This is a genomic window from Bradyrhizobium diazoefficiens USDA 110 (assembly GCF_000011365.1).
Classification (GTDB): Bacteria; Pseudomonadota; Alphaproteobacteria; order Rhizobiales; family Xanthobacteraceae; genus Bradyrhizobium; species Bradyrhizobium diazoefficiens.
Genome location: NC_004463.1, coordinates 5,617,233 through 5,633,341 on the forward strand (window position 1 = coordinate 5,617,233; position 16,109 = coordinate 5,633,341).

Sequence of the window (16,109 nt, forward strand, 5' to 3'; positions counted from 1 at the left end):
ACTTTTAGACGGTTGTCGGAGGCCACGCAATCAAGGATCGCATCAAAACTGCATAAGATATTGATTCTTAACAAGAATTATAAAATGACCTGGGAACGGTCAGGACTTGGCCAGCGGAACGGCCGAAATGATGACGAAGGCCTGTGCGAGCGGCCAGTCATCGGTAATCGACACGTCGATCCGCGCCTCGAAGCCATCCGGCGTCAGGGCCTGGAGCCGGGCCAGAGCGCCGCCGGTCAGCTGCATGGTCGGCCGTCCACCCGGCAGGTTGACCACCCCCATGTCGCGCCACCAGACGCCGCGCCTGATCCCGGTGCCGAGCGCCTTCGAGCAGGCCTCCTTGGCGGCAAAGCGCTTGGCGTAGGTCGCCACCACCATCTTCTCGTTCTTGGCGCGCCGCTCCGCCTTGGCCCGCTCGGCCGCGGTGAAGATGCGGTCGAGAAAGCGTTCGCCATGGCGCTCGATCACCTTGCCGACGCGGGTGATGTCGATCAGGTCGGAGCCGATGCCGATGATCATGCCCGGCTCCGGCCGCGGTCCATCGCAGCGCGCATGCTGCGCACCGTCTCGGCGAGACCGACGAACAGCGCCTCGCCGATCATGTAGTAGCCGATATTGAGCTCCATGATGTCGGGCAGAGCTGCGATCGTCTCCGCCGTCGCATAGTCGAGCCCGTGGCCGGCGTGAACCTCCAGCCCCGCGTCCTTCGCCAGCTTCGCACCCGCCACGATCCGCTTCCACTCTGCGTCGGCCTTCTCGGTGTGGCCGTCGACGACGGCATCGCACCAGGCGCCGGTGTGGATCTCGATCACGGGCGCGCGCAGCCGCGCCGCCATCTCGATCTGCGCGGGGTCCGCGGCGATGAACAGCGAGACGCGGATTCCGGCATCGTTCAGCCGGGCGATGTAGGGCGCGAGCGCATTGTGCTGGCCGACGACATCCAGTCCGCCCTCGGTCGTCACCTCCTGCCGGCGCTCCGGCACGAGGCACACCGCGTGCGGCCTGGTGGCGAGCGAGATGCGCATCATGTCGTCGGTCGCCGCCATCTCGAAATTGAGCGGCTTGGAGATCTCGGCCTTCAGCCGCGCCATGTCCTCGTCGCGGATATGGCGGCGATCCTCGCGCAGATGCGCGGTGATGCCGTCGGCGCCGGCCTCGATCGCCAGCAGGGCGGCGCGCACCGGATCGGGATTGCGGCCGCCGCGCGCGTTACGCAGGGTCGCGACATGGTCGACATTGACGCCGAGGCGGAGCGGAGAAGCGGGCATTGCAAGGCTCACAAATTCGAAGGACAGGCGAATACGAAAGACGCCTATCCATTAACACGTTCGACGCGGGCGACGACCGCCTTCGCGCGCAACTGGGCCAGGATCGCGCTCAGGTGCTTCAGGTCGTAGACTTCGAGATCGATCGTCGTCTCCGTGAAGTCCGGAGAGCGGCGCTGCATGCTGATGTTGTCGATGTTGCCGTCGTGCTCGGCGATCACGGTCGCGATCTGCGCGAGCGCGCCGGGCTCGTTGACGTTCTCGACCCTGATGCGGGCCGGGAAGCGCTGCGGCGCGGTGTCCTCGATGTCCCAGCGCACGTCGAGCCAGCGCTCGGGCTCCTCCTCGAAATCCTTCAGCGCCGGCGCCTGGATCGGGTAGATGGTGATGCCCTCGCCCGGCGTGACGATGCCGACGATGCGGTCGCCGGGTACCGCGCCGCCGTTCGGCGCGAACTTCACCGGCAGGTCGGAATTGATGCCGCGGATCGGGATCGCGACCGGGGTTCGCGGCGGCTCGGAGACCACCTTCTCCTTGAGCTTGGCGGCGAGCCCCTTCTTGATGCCGTAGCGGGCGACGCGCTCCTCCTTGTAGTCGGGATACATCGCTCGCGCGACGTGGGAGGCCTTGATCTCGCCGCGCCCCACAGCCGCCATGACGTCCTCGATCGAGGTGCGCGCAAGCCGCGGCAGCGCACCCTTGAGCTTGTCGTCGGCGTATTCGATCTTGGCGCGCTCGAACAGGCGCTCGACGATGCGCCGGCCGAGACCGACATATTGGTCGCGCACGGCGGTGCGCGTGGCGCGGCGGATCGCGGCGCGCGCCTTGCCGGTGACCGCGAGCGTCTCCCAGGCGGACGGCGGCGCCGATTGCGCCTCCGAGGTCAGCACCTCGACCTCGTCGCCGTTCTGGAGCTCCGAGGACAGCGGCGAAAACTTGCCGTTGATCTTGCAGCCCACCGCGCTGTTGCCGACGTCGGTATGCACCGCATAGGCAAAGTCGATGACGTTGGCGTGGCGCGGCAGCGCGATCAGCTTGCCCTTCGGGGTGAAGCAGAACACCTGGTCGTGGAACAGCTCGAGCTTGGTGTGCTCGAGGAATTCCTCGGGGTTGGCACTCTCCGAGAGGATTCCGACGGTGTGCCGCAGCCAGGCGAACGCGTTGGATTCGCGCTTGAGGAATTCGGTCGGCGAGCCCGCGCCTTCCTTGTAGAACACGTGCGCGGCGATACCGCGCTCGGCGATCTGGTCCATCGCCTCGGTACGGATCTGGAGCTCGGCGCGCTGGTTGCCCGGACCGATCACGGTGGTGTGGATCGAGCGGTAGTCGTTCTGCTTCGGCGTCGAGATGTAGTCCTTGAAACGCCCCGGCACGACCGGCCAGGTGGTGTGGACGATGCCGAGCGCGCGGTAGCAGGCCTCGATGTCGTTCACGACGACGCGGAAGCCGAAGATGTCGGACAATTGCTCGAAGCCGACCGATTTGCGCTCCATCTTGGTCCAGATCGAGAACGGCTTCTTGCGGCGGCCATAAACCCGCGCGCCAAGGCCGCGGTGGCGCAGATTGTTGGAGAGCTGGGCCTCGATCTCGCCGATCAGATTGCGGTTGCGCTCGGCGAGCGCGTCGAGCCGCTGCATCACCACCGAATAGGCCTCGGGGTCGAGCGTGCGGAAGGACAGGTCCTCAAGCTCCTCGCGCATTTCCTGCATGCCCATGCGGCCCGCGAGCGGCGCGTAGATGTCGAGGGTCTCCTCGGCAATGCGCCTGCGCGATTCCGGCGGCACGAATTCCAGCGTGCGCATGTTGTGCAGGCGGTCGGCGAGCTTCACCAGGAGAACGCGAACATCGTCGGCAATCGCCAGCAACAATTTGCGCAGGTTCTCGGCCTGCTTGGCCTCGCGCGACACCAGCTCCAGCCGCTTCAGCTTGGTCAGGCCCTCGACCAGCGCGCCGATCTCGGGTCCGAAGATCTGGTCGATCTCGGCCCGCGTCGCTTCGGTGTCCTCGATCGTGTCGTGCAGCAGCGCGGCCACGATGGTGGCGTCGTCGAGCTTCAGGTCGGTGAGAATCGCCGCCACTTCGAGCGGATGCGAGAAATACGGATCGCCCGAGGCCCGCGTCTGCGAGCCGTGCGCCTTCATGGCGTAGACATAGGCGCGGTTCAGCAGATCTTCGTTGGTGTTGGGATTGTAGGACCTGACGCGCTCGACGAGGTCATATTGACGCATCATGCGCGCACGCGGCTTGGCCGGGCGCGCCACCGGCGCAGTCGGGGCCACGGCAACCGATTCGGTTGCGGCCTGCATCTGCGTTGATCTGCGGCGTCGATACACCATGCCGTCCTGCCTTCAAACGGACCTCAAGGCGGCCCGTTGTATACATCTTAGCTCCGATCCGACGCGCGTCCGATCAATTCGGTGACAGGTGCGCGGCGCGAACCGGCAACACTATGGTAACCACGAAAACGCCAACAAAAGCAAAGGCCCGAACGCAGGTTCGGGCCTCTGATAAGATCACAAGAATTCGGCGATTGCGACGGGACGATCTACTCGTCTTCCTCGGGCTGCTCTTCCGGCGGCGCGAGGCCTTCGAGGCCCTTCAGGAGCTCCTCTTCGGTCATGCGCTCAACGGCAACTTCGGTATCGTCCGCATCGACGCTGGCGCCGGCGGAACCGATCAGCGGCACCGTATCCGGCTCGGGCTCGTCGACCTCGACGAACTTCTGGAGCGAGTGCACCAGCTCCTCGCGGAGGTCCTCCGGCGAGATGGTCGTGTCGGCAATTTCACGCAAAGACACAACAGGGTTCTTGTCGTTATCGCGGTCAACCGTTAGTTGTGAACCCGACGAAATCATGCGGGCACGGTGGGCGGCCAGCAGGACCAGGTCAAACCGGTTATCGACCTTGTCGATGCAATCTTCTACGGTGACGCGAGCCATGGACTGTCGCTCCGTTGTGGGTGGGACGAAATATGTGGATGATTGGGGCTAGTTATAGGGGCCAAGACAATTTCGCAAGGCCAATTTGTGATTTGGCCTCGCCAAATGGCTCTGCTACCCCCACATTGGGGCTGGGATGGGCGATTTCCAGGGCTGCCACCGAGGGCGGCCCCGGGTGTTTGAGAGTTCGCCATAACTATACCTTGATTGCCCCGACTTCTCCGGATTTGCGGTTTCGACGGGTTTCGGCGGCACTCTAGAACTGCGCGGCGTGCTGCCGCGCCAACAATAAACGATCAATCACGAGCACTTCGCGAGCAAACTGAATGTCACCTTCTCCTACCAACAAGATCGCGCTCTTCATCGACGGGGCCAATCTCTACGCGACGGCGAAAACACTGGGCTTCGACATCGACTACAAGCGCCTGCTGAAGGAGTTTCAGAGCCGCGGGACGCTGTTGCGGGCTTTCTACTACACCGCCATCATCGAGGATCAGGAGTACTCCTCGATCCGCCCGCTGATCGACTGGCTGGACTACAACGGCTACACCGTCGTCACCAAGGCGACCAAGGAGTTCATCGACGCCTCCGGCCGCCGCAAGGTCAAGGGCAACATGGACATCGAGCTCGCCGTGGACGCGATGGAGCTCGCCGAGCACATCGACCAGATGGTGCTGTTCTCCGGTGACGGCGACTTCCGCTCCCTGGTCGAGGCCGTCCAGCGCCGCGGCGTGCGGGTCACGGTGGTCTCGACCATCGCCAGCCAGCCGCCGATGATCGCCGACGAGCTGCGCCGCCAGGCCGACGTCTTCACCGACCTCGTCGAGCTGCAATCCAAGCTCGGCCGCGACCCGTCCGAACGCCCCGCGCCGCGCGATCGTGGCGAGCGCGAGGCCCGCCACCACGCCCCGCAATTCCTCCAGCGCGCGACCACGATGGCCCCGAGGGGCGATGACGACTTTGAGGAGTGAGGCGGCCCGGTCAGGCCGCCAGCCCCCCACCCTCGTCCCCGACCGTGACTGTCCGCTCTGTCCGCGCCTGGTCGCCTTTCGCGAGGCGAATCGCGCGCGCGAGCCGTCGTGGCATAACGCCCCGGTCGCCCCCTTCGGGGACGTCAAGGCGCGTCTCCTGATCGTCGGCCTCGCGCCGGGCATGCAGGGCGCCAACCGCACCGGCCGTCCCTTCACCGGCGACTATGCCGGCGACCTGCTCTACGCCACGCTGCTCGAATACGGCTTTGCCAAGGGCGCCTATCAGGCGCGGCCCGATGACGGGCTGAAGCTGGTCGACTGCCGCATCGCCAATGCGGTGCATTGCGTTCCGCCGCAGAACAAGCCGCTGCCCGCCGAGATCAACACCTGCCGCCAGTTTCTCGCGGCGAATCTGGCGACGATGCCGAACCTGCGCGCGATCGTCGCGCTCGGGCGGATTGCGCACGACACCGTGCTCAAGCCGCTGAATCTGAAGGGCTCGCAAGCCCCTTTCGGCCACGGCGCGGTGCACCAGGCCGGCGCGTTCAGGCTCTACGACAGCTATCACTGCTCGCGTTACAACACGAACACCGGCGTGCTGACGCCGGACATGTTCCGGTCCGTGTTCTCGAAGGTGAAGGCCGACCTCGACTAGCCCTTGGACTAGTCTTTGACGGGATTGGCCTTCAGCCAGTCCAGGACATCGCCGGCGTTCCGGTCGGGCGGAAACACCGGATAGAACACCTTCGTGATCTTGGCGTCGTCGATGATCAGCGCGAGGCGCTTGATCAGCATCAGACCTGCGACCTCCATGGTCGGCAGTTTGAGGGCGCGCGCTAGCGCCAGCTTCTCGTCCGACAGCACCGGAAACGGCAGATGCAGGCGCGAGGCCATCTCGGTCTGGTATTCGTTGCTCTGGGTCGAGAGGCCGAACACGTGGGCGGCGCCGGCGGCCTTCAGCTCGGCAAACAGATCGCGAAACGCGCAGGTCTGCGGCGTGCAGCCGCGCGCGCCCGGGATCATGTCCCAATCGTCGACCAGCGAGATCTTGCCAGGCTCGCCGGTGCGGGGATAGGCGAACACCACGGTTCGGCCGGGGAGCGCCGACAGCATCACTGATGTGTCGTCGGTCGCGAGCAGGCCGATCGCGGGCAGCGTCATGCCCGGCAGATGCGCGGCGCCGCCATCATCGGCCGGCGCCGGAATCTGGCTCCAGTCGACCTCGAGCAGGTTCTTCTGATTCATCCCGCTATCCCCTCGCCCGCAGCAGGCGCCCCTTCTCCCGGCTCCAGTCGCGCTTCTTCTCGGTCTCGCGCTTGTCGTGCAGCTTCTTGCCCTTTGCAACCGCCAGCTGCAGCTTGGCGCGGCCGCGCTCGTTGAAGTAGAGCTTGAGCGGGATCAGCGTCATGCCCTCGCGGTCCACCGCGCCGATCAGCTTGTTGATCTGCCGGCGATGGAGCAGCAGCTTTCGCGGCCGTTTGGGCTCGTGGTTGAAGCGGTTGCCCTGGAGGTATTCGGGAATGGTGGCGTTGATCAGCCAGATCTCGCCGTTCTTCGAATCGGCGTAGGATTCCGCGATCGTGCTCTTGCCGTTGCGGATCGACTTGACCTCGGTGCCGGTCAGCGCAATGCCCGCCTCGATCGTATCCTCGATCGCATAGTTGAAGCGGGCCTTGCGATTTTCCGCCATGACCTTGATCGGTCGTTCGTTCTTATCGGCCATGGCAGACAAACCTGAGTGAGATACGCGCGAACGCTAACAGTTTGGACGAAGCGTACGCGTCAAGACTTCTTGAGGAGATCGCGGATCTCGGTCAGCAGCTCGACCTCGGCCGACGGCTTCGGCGGAGCGGCCGGTGCCGCCTCTTCCTTGCGCTTCAGGGTGTTGATGGCGCGGATCACCAGGAACAGCACGAAGGCAATGATGATGAAGTTGATCGTCAGCGTGAGGAAGCTGCCCCAAGCCAAGACCGCGCCTTGCTTTTTAGCATCCGCTAAGTTGGTGGCGGTGACCGCCTTCGACAAGGGGGTGAAGTAGTTCGAGAAGTCGAGGCCGCCGGTGACTGCGCCGATCAACGGCATGATCACGTCGCCGACCAGCGAAGTGACGATGGCGCCGAAGGCCGCGCCGATGATGACGCCGACCGCGAGATCGACGACGTTGCCCTTCATGGCGAATTCGCGGAACTCCTTGAGCATCCGCCTGCCCTTTTCATCGACCCCGCTCATGAAAGGCTCCCCGGAAAGGTTACCGCGTCAGTTGATCAGGCCAGCGTGAACCATGGCGCTGCGCACGGCAACGCGCGTCGGCTCGGTCACCGGCACCATCGGCAGCCGCAGCGTCTCGTCAAGCTTGCCGAGCAGCGACATCGCGTACTTGATCGGCGCCGGATTGCTCTCGATGAAGAGGTTGTTGTGCAGCGGCATCAGCTTGTCGTGCAGCTTCAGCGCGGTGGCGTGATCGCCCTTCTGCCAGGCGGTGTGGAACTCCGAGCACAGGCGCGGTGCGACGTTCGAGGTCACCGAGATGCAGCCGTGGCCGCCATGGGCCATGTAGCCGAGGATGGTCGCATCCTCGCCCGAGAGCTGGTTGAAGTCCTCGCCCATCGCGGCACGCTGCTGCGACACGCGGACCATGCTGGCGGTGGCGTCCTTGACGCCGGCGATGTTCTTCAGCTCCCACAGCCGCTTCATGGTGTCGACCGACATGTCGATCACCGAGCGCGGCGGGATGTTGTAAATGATGATTGGAATCCCGATCGCATCGTTGATCGCCTTGAAGTGCTGGTACATCCCTTCCTGGGTCGGCTTGTTGTAGTAAGGCGTCACCACCAGCACGGCGTCCGCGCCCGCCTTCTCGGCGTGCTGGGCCAGCTCGATCGCCTCCTTGGTCGAGTTGGAGCCGGCACCGGCAACCACGGGCACGCGGCCCTTGGCCTCCTCGATGCACCACTCGACGACCTTCTTGTGCTCGTCATGGCTGAGCGTCGGGCTCTCGCCTGTCGTGCCGACCGGGACCAGTCCGTTGGTGCCCTCGGAAATCTGCCAGTTGACCAGGGAGCGGAACGCTGCCTCGTCGAGCGAGCCGTTCTTGAACGGCGTGACCAAGGCGGTGAACGACCCCCGGAATTTCGTCTTGGCTGCCATGGACTTCCTCCGTACGCGGCGAGTTTTGAGAGCAAGCCCCATTCATATCGGGTCTATCCCGCCGGTAAAAGGGCCGCTCCCGTGCGACGCACCGTTTAGGCCGCGATTTTGCCGCGGTGATGGTGCAAACCCGCCCGAGGTAAGCGGCTGTTGGTATTTTGTCCGCATATTCAATCAAATTCAGCTAGATCTTGAGCCACTTGACTGATTCGGGGCGACGAAACGCCGTGACCTCATTTCCTCGTGCCACATGGCGATCCACCGGTCTGGTCGTGTGCCTGATGGCAGGGCTGTCTGTCGGCTGCGCCGCCTGGGCCAAGTCCAATGAGACACCTGCGGAAGGGGCCAAGGACACTGCGAAGCCAGCCGCCAAGGACGCCGCGAAGGGATCCGGCAAAGGATCGGCCAAGGAAACAGCTAAGGAAACCACCAAGGGAACCGGCAAGGACACAGCGAAGGGCGCAAGCAAGGGGGCGGCTGGCGCCCCGGCCAAGGATGCCGCGAAGAAACCAGCCCAGAATGCCGGCAAGGACGCTGGCAAGGAACCCGCCAAGGACCCCGCCAAGAACAAGCCCAAGCCTGCGGCAGCGGCGCCGGCGCCAAAATCGCAGCCGACCGCCACCGGCTCTCCCCCCAAAGCGGCACCCGCGCCGGCCGCAACGGCCACCGTCAGACCCGCTGCCCCTCCGGCCGCCAAACCGATCGCAGCTCCTGTGCTGGCGCCCGCGACCCGCCAGCACGCGGCACCTCGCAGGCCGGTGACGCCGGCCGCGATCGCTGCGACCTCGTCGACGTCGCAAGCCGACAAGGACACGCTGGAGAGCGTCATCGAACTCGTGCGCAAGCGCAAGGCGGGCGACGCCACCAACGCCGCCGCCACGATCTCGGATCCCGTCGCGCGAAAGCTCGCGGAATGGATCATCCTGCGCAGCGAGGACAATGGCGCGACCGTCGAGCGCTATCGCGCCTTCCTCTCCGCCAATCCGAGCTGGCCGTCGCAGACCTTCCTGCGCCGCCGCCTCGAGGCTGCGATGTGGGACGACAGGCGCGACGATTCAGTTGCGTGGTCGTGGTTCGAGAACGAATCCCCGGTGTCCGCGAAGGGCCGCTTCACGCTCGCCAAGGCGATGCTGGCGCGCGGCGACCGCGCCAATGCCGAGCGGCTGGTGCGCGAGGCCTGGCGCAGCGATCCGATGTCGGAGGACACCGAGAACAACGCGCTCGACCAGTTCGGCGCCCTGCTGACGCCGGGCGATCAGAAGGCGCGGATGGACACCCTGCTCTACGGCAGCGAAAACGAGGCCGCGCTGCGCGCCGCAAAACGCCTCGGCGCCGGCTATGTCGCGCTGGCCAAGGCCCGCATCGCCTCGGTCAAGAAGGCGCCGAACACGCGTGCCCTGCTCGAGGCCGTGCCGCGCGAGCTGCACAATGACCCCGGTTTCCTCTTCAGCAAGATCCAGCTGCTGCGCCGCGAGGAGAAGTTTGCCGAGGCCGCCCAGCTCATGCTGTCGGCGCCGAAGGATCCGAACCGGCTCTACAATCTCGACGAATGGTGGATCGAGCGGCGCCTGCTCGCGCGCAAGATGATCGACACCGAGGAGTTCCGCAGCGCCTATCTGATCGCGCGCGACGCGGCGCTGCCCTCGCGCGACATCTACAAGACCGAGCAGGAGTTCACGGCAGGCTGGATCGCGCTGCGCTTTCTCAACGATCCGGCGACCGCCACCCAGCATTTTGCCCGCATCGGCGTCGGCAGCGTCAATCCGACCACGCTGGCGCGCGCCGGCTATTGGCAGGGCCGCGCGGCGGAAGCGGCGGGCCGCCAGCAGGAGGCGCGCAACGCCTATGCGCGGGCTGCCGAACAATCCACGAGCTATTACGGCCAGCTCGCACGCGCAAAACTCGGCCTGCCGCAGATCGAGCTCAACAGCCAGCCGCGCGGGCGCGGCGCTGAACGGCTGGAGATCGTGCGCGCGGCGCAACTGCTCTACGAGCTCGACGAGCGCGAGATGGCCGTGCCCATGCTCGCCGACATGGGCGAGAACGGCGATCCCGAGGCGCTGACCGGCCTCGGCGAGCTGACCCAGCGCTACAGCGATGCGCGCGGCATGCTGCTGGTCGGCAAGGCCGCGCTCAACCGCGGCCTTCCGTTCGATTTTTACGCCTATCCCGTCAACGGCATTCCGCAATTCACGCCGATCGGCCCCGAGGTCGAGCGCAGCATCGTCTACGCCATCGCCCGGCAGGAGAGCGCGTTCAATCCCTCGGTGGTCTCGCCGGCGCAGGCCTACGGGCTGATGCAGGTGACGCCGGATGCCGCACGCTATGTCTGCAAGCGGCATGGCGCGACCTACGATCTGGGGCGGCTGAAGAACGATTCGGCCTACAACGCCACGCTCGGCTCGGCCGAGCTCGGTGGGCTGCTCGAGGATTATCGCGGCTCCTACATCATGACGTTTGCCGCCTACAATGCCGGCCGCGGCAGCGTGAAGAAGTGGGTCGACCGCTACGGCGATCCGCGCGATCCCAAGGTCGATGCGGTCGACTGGGTCGAGCTCATTCCGTTCTCCGAGACGCGCAATTACGTGCAGCGGATCATGGAGAACCTTCAGGTCTACCGCGCCCGCTTCGGCGGCGGCACGCGGTTGCAGATCGAGGCCGACCTGCGCCGCGGCGCCGGCAGCGTGGAATAGAGACGGCCCTCCTCTCGATTCGCTGGCGGGAGCATCGGTGGCGAGCGCCGGACATGCGTCGTCGTCCGGCTTGAGCCTTCGAGGACTATTCTCAAGGTCTGACCCGATCGTCAGGCGAGCCATCCCAATCCCGGAGGGCGCCGCGAGCTGCCGATGCCGCGCGTCAGACCGGCAGCTCGCGCCACTCCCGGGCTTGGGGTGCCCGTCGCCGCATATCCTACTTGCCAGCGTGCGACTGCATGGCCTTCTCTATCTGCTCCTTGACGGCTTCCAGGTTGAAGCTTGCACCCTTCTGCATCGGTGGGAACTCGATCGCCGTCTGGGCAAGCTTGGCGACCTCCTGCTGCACGAACTGGAACCGCCAGAACTCGTAAGCAAACCAGTTATAGAATGCCAGCGACCCCTGCGCGCCGTTAGGCAAGTTCGTACGCTCGAAGGGATCAAGGCGGATATTGGTGAGGATCGGCCAATCAACCTTGACCGTGCCGCCCAACCAGCCGCTCGGCTGATCGGTGAAGCGGTATTTGAAGTCGTCGATGCGCACCGCGCTCAGTGTGCCCTCCGTGAAATAGAAGATCGAGTGGCGAGCGGACGGGCCTTTTCCGGTAATCAGGTCCATCTGGTTGTACCCGTCGAGGTAGACCTTGTAGGTCTTGTCGCCGAGCTGCTTTCCTTTCTGCAACTCGCCGGCGATATTCGGATTGCCCGCTGCGGCGACGAAGGTCGGGAACCAGTCGAGTCCGGACATGATGCCGTTCTCGACCTTTCCCGCCGGCACCTTGCCCGGCCAACGGATCATGCAGGGCACGCGAAATCCACCTTCCATGGCCGTTCCCTTGCCGCCTGCAAATGGCGTCTGTCCGCCATCAGGCCAGGTGAAGTTCTCCGCGCCATTGTCGGTTGTGAACGCGACGATCGTGTTGTCGTCGAAGCCCTCGTCCTTGAGCTTCTTCATGACGGCGCCGACGATATCGTCGAGCTGGGCAAACCCGCCCTCGGAGACCGACCAGCCGTTTTCGGAGTTGCGCATGTTCTCGTATTTTTCCGAGAGGTGGGTGACGACGTGCATGCGCGTCGGGTTGAGCCAGACGAAGAACGGCTTGTTGTCCCGCTTGGCCTTGTCGATGAAGTCGAACGTGATCTTCAGGATTTCGTCATCCACCGTCTCCATCCGCTTTGGATAAAGCGGTCCGGAGTCCTCGATCTTTTGCTTGCCGATCTTGCCCCAGCGCGTCTGCACCGTCGGATCGTCGACGTTGGTCGCCCAGGAATGAACCATGTTGCGCGGACCGACGGTGGCCAGCAGCGATTGCGGGTAATTGCGGTGGGCCGGGTCCTCCATGGCGTCGAGGTGATAGAGGTAGCCAAAGAACTCGTCGAAGCCATGCATGGTCGGCAGGAATTCGTTGAGGTCGCCGAGGTGGTTCTTGCCGAACTGTCCCGTGGTGTACCCCATGGATTTCAGCGCGGTCGCAATGGTCGGCGCTTGCGCCGGCATGCCGATCGGGGAGCCTGCCTGGCCGACCGTGGTAAGCCCGGTACGGATCGGCAGCTCTCCGGTGATGAAGTTGGCGCGGCCCGCCGTGCAGCTGGCCTCGGCATAGTAGTCGGTGAAGCGCATGCCTTCCGCGGCGAGCTTGTCGAGGTTCGGTGTCCGGCTTGCCATGATGCCCTGGTGGTAGGCACCGATATTGAACCAGCCGATGTCGTCACCCATGATGAAGACGATGTTTGGCCGCTGGCCAGCCGCTGCTGGCGCCGGCGCCGGCTGCTGCGCTTGCGCAGGGCTCGTCAATCCGACGGCCGAGAGCGCCGAAGCGGCGACGAGAGAACTACCACTCAACAAGAGATCGCGGCGTTTCAATCCTCCGCCGATTGGTCCCGTGCTCATCTCAGGCTTTTCCGGAATCCGATCGTTACTCATGACGTGATCCTCTTCCTGGCGATGCACCTGAAGCCGACATGGCTTGCTGAGGTGTCGATCGGCTCGGCATGACGCGCGGCCGGACGATAGCGGCGGCAGTAGCTGGGAGCGCAAAGATGCGAGCCGCCTTTAAGCACCTTGCGTGGAATCCTGAGGTTCGGCTGACAAGAATCGTAGCTCGCGCCCTCGGGCCCGCCGCTAGGATTTTGCGGGATGCAGCAGACTTTCAGGGCGTCGGCTTCGTGCTTCTGCGAATACCAATCGGCCGTCCATTCCCAGACATTACCGATCATATCGTGCAGGCCGTAACCGTTGGCCGGGAATGCGGTGACGGGCGAAGTGCGTTCGAAGCCATCAGCCGCAAGATTCTGGTGCGGGAAATTGCCCTGCCAGGTGTTTGCCATATGCCTTCCGCGGGGGAATAGCTCGTCACCCCAGGCGAATTCCGCGCCGTCCAGTCCGCCGCGTGCGGCGAATTCCCATTCGGCCTCGGTCGGCAATTCCTTGCCGGCCCATTTGGCATAGGCTTCGACGTCGCGGTAGGCGACGTGGACGACCGGGTGGTCGTCGAGCCCGCTGATGTTGCTGCGCGGACCATAGGGACGGCGCCAGTTGGCGCCGAACTTGAACGTCCACCATTGCCCCCAGTTGTGCAAGTCTACAGCTCGCTTAGGCGGCGTGAAGACCAGTGACCCGGCCTTGAGCATGTGCGGCAGAGCGCCCGGATAGTCCTTCGCATCAGGTGTAATTTCGGCGAAAGTGACGTAGCCGGTCGCGTTCACGAATTTGCGGAATTGGCGGTTGGTGACCGGCGTGCGATCCATCCAGAATCCGTCAACGGTAACGAGATGGGCCGGCGCTTCCTCCGGATAATGCCGATCCGAACCCATGCGAAACGTGCCCCCCGGCACATAAAACATCCCCTCACCTGCTGGATCTTCGAACGATTGTCCGGAGCCAGACAACGATTTCGTATCAGCCAGATACATGACGACCCCCGGGGGCCATCGCATCAGCGGCCTGGTGGCACTCCTCCGGGTTGATCCAGATCAAAGGCCCGTTTCAGGGCCATAAGCAGACAGCGCAGGGAGTCGCTGCCGAGAGCATCGGTGGCAAGCGCCGGACATGCGCCGTCGTCCGGCTTGAGCAGCGGCCGCGACCTGAGGCGTGCACGCGACCGGTCACGGAAGCGACGCGCCGGCTCGGCCGACATTGCTGGGGCGCAAAGCCATGCACCAAAAGAAAAGCCCCGGCGGTTTCCCGCCGGGGCTCTCTGTCAGGTCGTTAGACCGAGATCACCAGTTGCGCTGAGCGCGGAGGAGCAGAACGAGCGAGTTCTGGTCCTTGACCTCGTAGGTCGCAGCCGGCTTGGCGGGAACAGCGGCCAGCCCCGCCGCAATTGTACCTGCGTACTTCTGGTCGACGTTGGTCCAGGCCAAGTCGGCCGAGAACGTCAGGTTCTTGACCGGCGTCCAGCGGGTGATGATACCCACCTGGCCGATATTGAAGTCGGGGTTACAACCCGTAAGACCAGGTTGCCCGACGGTGAGCAGGCCACCAGCGCCGCAGAGGAAGGTCTTGGCCCCCGAGCCGAACTGCGCCTGAGCGTAGGCACCGTAGATCGCGGTGTTCCAGTAGGGATCCCAGTTGTGCGTGTAAGCACCGCGGAAGCCCCAGGTCTTGATCGTCTCCTGCTGGCCACCCGTGACGAACACGGTGTCCGGAGCGGTGACAGCGGCGACGCTGCCGTAGGCGCCGGCGAGGCCCGAGCTGCCGTACATCACATACGTGCTGCCCGCGAGGTTCTGGAAGTTGTAGCGGGTCGCACCGTCGGTGTAGACGGCCGACACGTTGATCACGTCACCCGCACCGGTCGGGATGTTCTTGATCGACAGAGCGAGCTGAACCGCCCAGCCCCACTTGTCGTCGGGGTGACCAGTGACTTCGGACGGGCCGTAGTAACCGACGTGGTTGTCATGCGCAGCGACCGACGCCTGGAACAGACCCCAAGCCTGGTCGACACGAACCATACCGACGAGGTTCGGCGACCTGCTGCCGCCGATGGCATTGGCGCCGACAGCACCGCCGAAAATGCCAGCCGCAGTTGCGCCAGTCAGGTTGACGTTACCAGCCTGATAGTACGAGGTGGCGTCTTCAGCCGAGAACGCCGCCGTGATGCCCTGACCGAAGTCAGCGGTGTAGCTGAACTGGTTGACACCGGTGACCGTGCCCGAACCGCCGACGAGACCGTCGAAGTTGTTGCCCGGATAGTTGGTCCAGGGCGCGTCGAACTGCGACACCGCCTTACCCATGGTGAAGCCGGCGAACTGGATGAAGGCGTAGTACACACCGAGCGAACCGGCCGAGGTGTTACCGTCCGTGCCGTTCACCGAACCGCCGCCGGAGCCGAAGAGAGCCGGAGCAGCTGCACCGACGGGAGTGTTGATGGCGAGCGCACCGCTGTAGGCGGTGCCACCGGTGGCGCTGCCGGTGCCGACATAGTTGCCGGTCGTCCAGGAGAAGACGCCATCGAAGAAGGTGCGGACCACGCCGTACTCGGTCGCGGTGCGCGTGTCGATGTTGAGGTCTTCACGAGCGCGCATCGTGTAGTAGTTCGTCAGACGGTTGCGTGCACCGTTGGCGCCCTGGGTCGAGACGTTCTGGTTCAGGGTGAAGTCCGAGTTGGTGCCCAGCGCGACTTCAGCGCGCAGGTAACCACCCAGCTTGATGCAGGTGTCAGTGCCCGGGATGTAGTAGAATCCGGCACCGTACAGGGAGCAGATCTTCACGTATTCGACCGCTTTGGCCTTTACGGGGAGATCGGCTGCCTGTGCTCCGCCAACGGCGATCAGACCCGCCGCTGAACCGAGCAAAAGGCTCTTAACCAACTTCATGTTAAACCTCCAAGTTTGCTCTATAGGGAAGGTTCCGGATCCGCTGGGTGAAGACACCCTAAGGTTGGTTCCCTTGTCCCTTAACTCACCGCTTAGTCGCTTCGCGCCTTCGGACACACCCGCTGACCGCGAGGGACTTAAGCGAACCACCTAAAACGGGACGACCTCGGGATGCCCCCCTCCGTCGCTCAGTCACAATTACCGAACGTCCTTGCACACACAACAACAGAACGCTCCGGAACGGGCCTATGAAGCGCGTTTTCCGACGGGTGTTGCA

General features: G+C 64.4%; 14 protein-coding genes. 3 read left to right on the plus strand and 11 right to left on the minus strand.

Features of this window, described 5'->3' with window-relative positions:
- Window positions 1-99: 99 nt before the first annotated feature.
- From acpS to rpoZ, 4 genes are all read right to left on the minus strand, one after another.
- The gene (gene acpS, locus BJA_RS25520) at window positions 100-519 is read right to left on the minus strand and encodes a holo-ACP synthase (protein ID WP_011087824.1); all 420 of its coding nucleotides are present in this window, start codon (window positions 517-519) and stop codon (window positions 100-102) included.
- On the minus strand, window positions 516-1,268 hold the full coding sequence (locus BJA_RS25525; RefSeq protein WP_011087825.1) for a pyridoxine 5'-phosphate synthase: 753 nt from the start codon (window positions 1,266-1,268) through the stop codon (window positions 516-518). Before BJA_RS25525 ends, acpS begins: the two co-directional genes overlap by 4 nt.
- A 44-nt stretch (window positions 1,269-1,312) precedes the next feature.
- Window positions 1,313-3,601: a RelA/SpoT family protein gene (locus BJA_RS25530; RefSeq protein WP_011087826.1), complete on the minus strand. Its 2,289-nt coding sequence runs from the start codon at window positions 3,599-3,601 to the stop codon at window positions 1,313-1,315.
- A gap of 209 nt (window positions 3,602-3,810) precedes the next feature.
- Entirely contained in the window at window positions 3,811-4,203 is a 393-nt protein-coding gene (gene rpoZ, locus BJA_RS25535; RefSeq protein ID WP_008133017.1) for a DNA-directed RNA polymerase subunit omega, read from the minus strand.
- A gap of 326 nt (window positions 4,204-4,529) precedes the next feature.
- On the opposite strand from rpoZ, the gene BJA_RS25540 reads away from it, so the two are divergent.
- Together BJA_RS25540 and BJA_RS25545 are read left to right on the plus strand one after the other, a co-directional pair.
- Complete coding sequence (locus BJA_RS25540) at window positions 4,530-5,174, plus strand: NYN domain-containing protein (RefSeq protein WP_011087827.1); 645 nt, start codon at window positions 4,530-4,532, stop codon at window positions 5,172-5,174.
- On the plus strand, window positions 5,155-5,829 hold the full coding sequence (locus BJA_RS25545) for a uracil-DNA glycosylase (RefSeq protein ID WP_011087828.1): 675 nt from the start codon (window positions 5,155-5,157) through the stop codon (window positions 5,827-5,829). Before BJA_RS25540 ends, BJA_RS25545 begins: the two co-directional genes overlap by 20 nt.
- A gap of 8 nt (window positions 5,830-5,837) precedes the next feature.
- Here the strand turns inward: BJA_RS25545 and BJA_RS25550 are convergent, their stop codons facing one another.
- The 4 genes from BJA_RS25550 to dapA are packed head-to-tail and all read right to left on the minus strand — an operon-like array spanning window position 5,838 to window position 8,321.
- Window positions 5,838-6,419 (minus strand): peroxiredoxin, encoded by a 582-nt coding sequence (locus tag BJA_RS25550; RefSeq protein WP_011087829.1) that lies wholly within the window; start codon window positions 6,417-6,419, stop codon window positions 5,838-5,840.
- 4 nt (window positions 6,420-6,423) lie between these two features.
- A complete protein-coding gene (gene smpB / locus BJA_RS25555) occupies window positions 6,424-6,897 on the minus strand; it encodes an SsrA-binding protein SmpB (protein ID WP_011087830.1) in 474 nt (157 codons plus the stop codon).
- A gap of 59 nt (window positions 6,898-6,956) precedes the next feature.
- Window positions 6,957-7,373 carry a large conductance mechanosensitive channel protein MscL gene (gene mscL, locus BJA_RS25560; RefSeq protein ID WP_027547170.1) on the minus strand — a complete coding sequence of 139 codons (417 nt, stop codon included), beginning with the start codon at window positions 7,371-7,373 and terminating at the stop codon, window positions 6,957-6,959.
- Window positions 7,374-7,430: 57 nt separating this feature from the next.
- Window positions 7,431-8,321 carry a 4-hydroxy-tetrahydrodipicolinate synthase gene (gene dapA / locus BJA_RS25565; protein ID WP_028171604.1) on the minus strand — a complete coding sequence of 297 codons (891 nt, stop codon included), beginning with the start codon at window positions 8,319-8,321 and terminating at the stop codon, window positions 7,431-7,433.
- Window positions 8,322-8,602: 281 nt separating this feature from the next.
- Here dapA and BJA_RS25570 point away from each other — a divergent pair, with 281 nt between their 5' ends.
- A complete protein-coding gene (locus BJA_RS25570) occupies window positions 8,603-11,014 on the plus strand; it encodes a lytic transglycosylase domain-containing protein (RefSeq protein WP_038966353.1) in 2,412 nt (803 codons plus the stop codon).
- 217 nt (window positions 11,015-11,231) lie between these two features.
- Here BJA_RS25570 and BJA_RS25575 read toward each other — a convergent pair whose 3' ends face one another.
- The 3 genes from BJA_RS25575 to BJA_RS25585 all read right to left on the minus strand — a co-directional run bounded on the left by BJA_RS25575 (window position 11,232) and on the right by BJA_RS25585 (window position 15,832).
- Window positions 11,232-12,905 carry an arylsulfatase gene (locus BJA_RS25575; protein WP_236842272.1) on the minus strand — a complete coding sequence of 558 codons (1,674 nt, stop codon included), beginning with the start codon at window positions 12,903-12,905 and terminating at the stop codon, window positions 11,232-11,234.
- A 29-nt stretch (window positions 12,906-12,934) separates the two neighbouring features.
- Complete coding sequence (locus tag BJA_RS25580) at window positions 12,935-13,927, minus strand: formylglycine-generating enzyme family protein (protein ID WP_038966354.1); 993 nt, start codon at window positions 13,925-13,927, stop codon at window positions 12,935-12,937.
- A gap of 306 nt (window positions 13,928-14,233) precedes the next feature.
- Window positions 14,234-15,832 carry a porin gene (locus BJA_RS25585; protein ID WP_038966355.1) on the minus strand — a complete coding sequence of 533 codons (1,599 nt, stop codon included), beginning with the start codon at window positions 15,830-15,832 and terminating at the stop codon, window positions 14,234-14,236.
- Window positions 15,833-16,109: the final 277 nt, after the last annotated feature.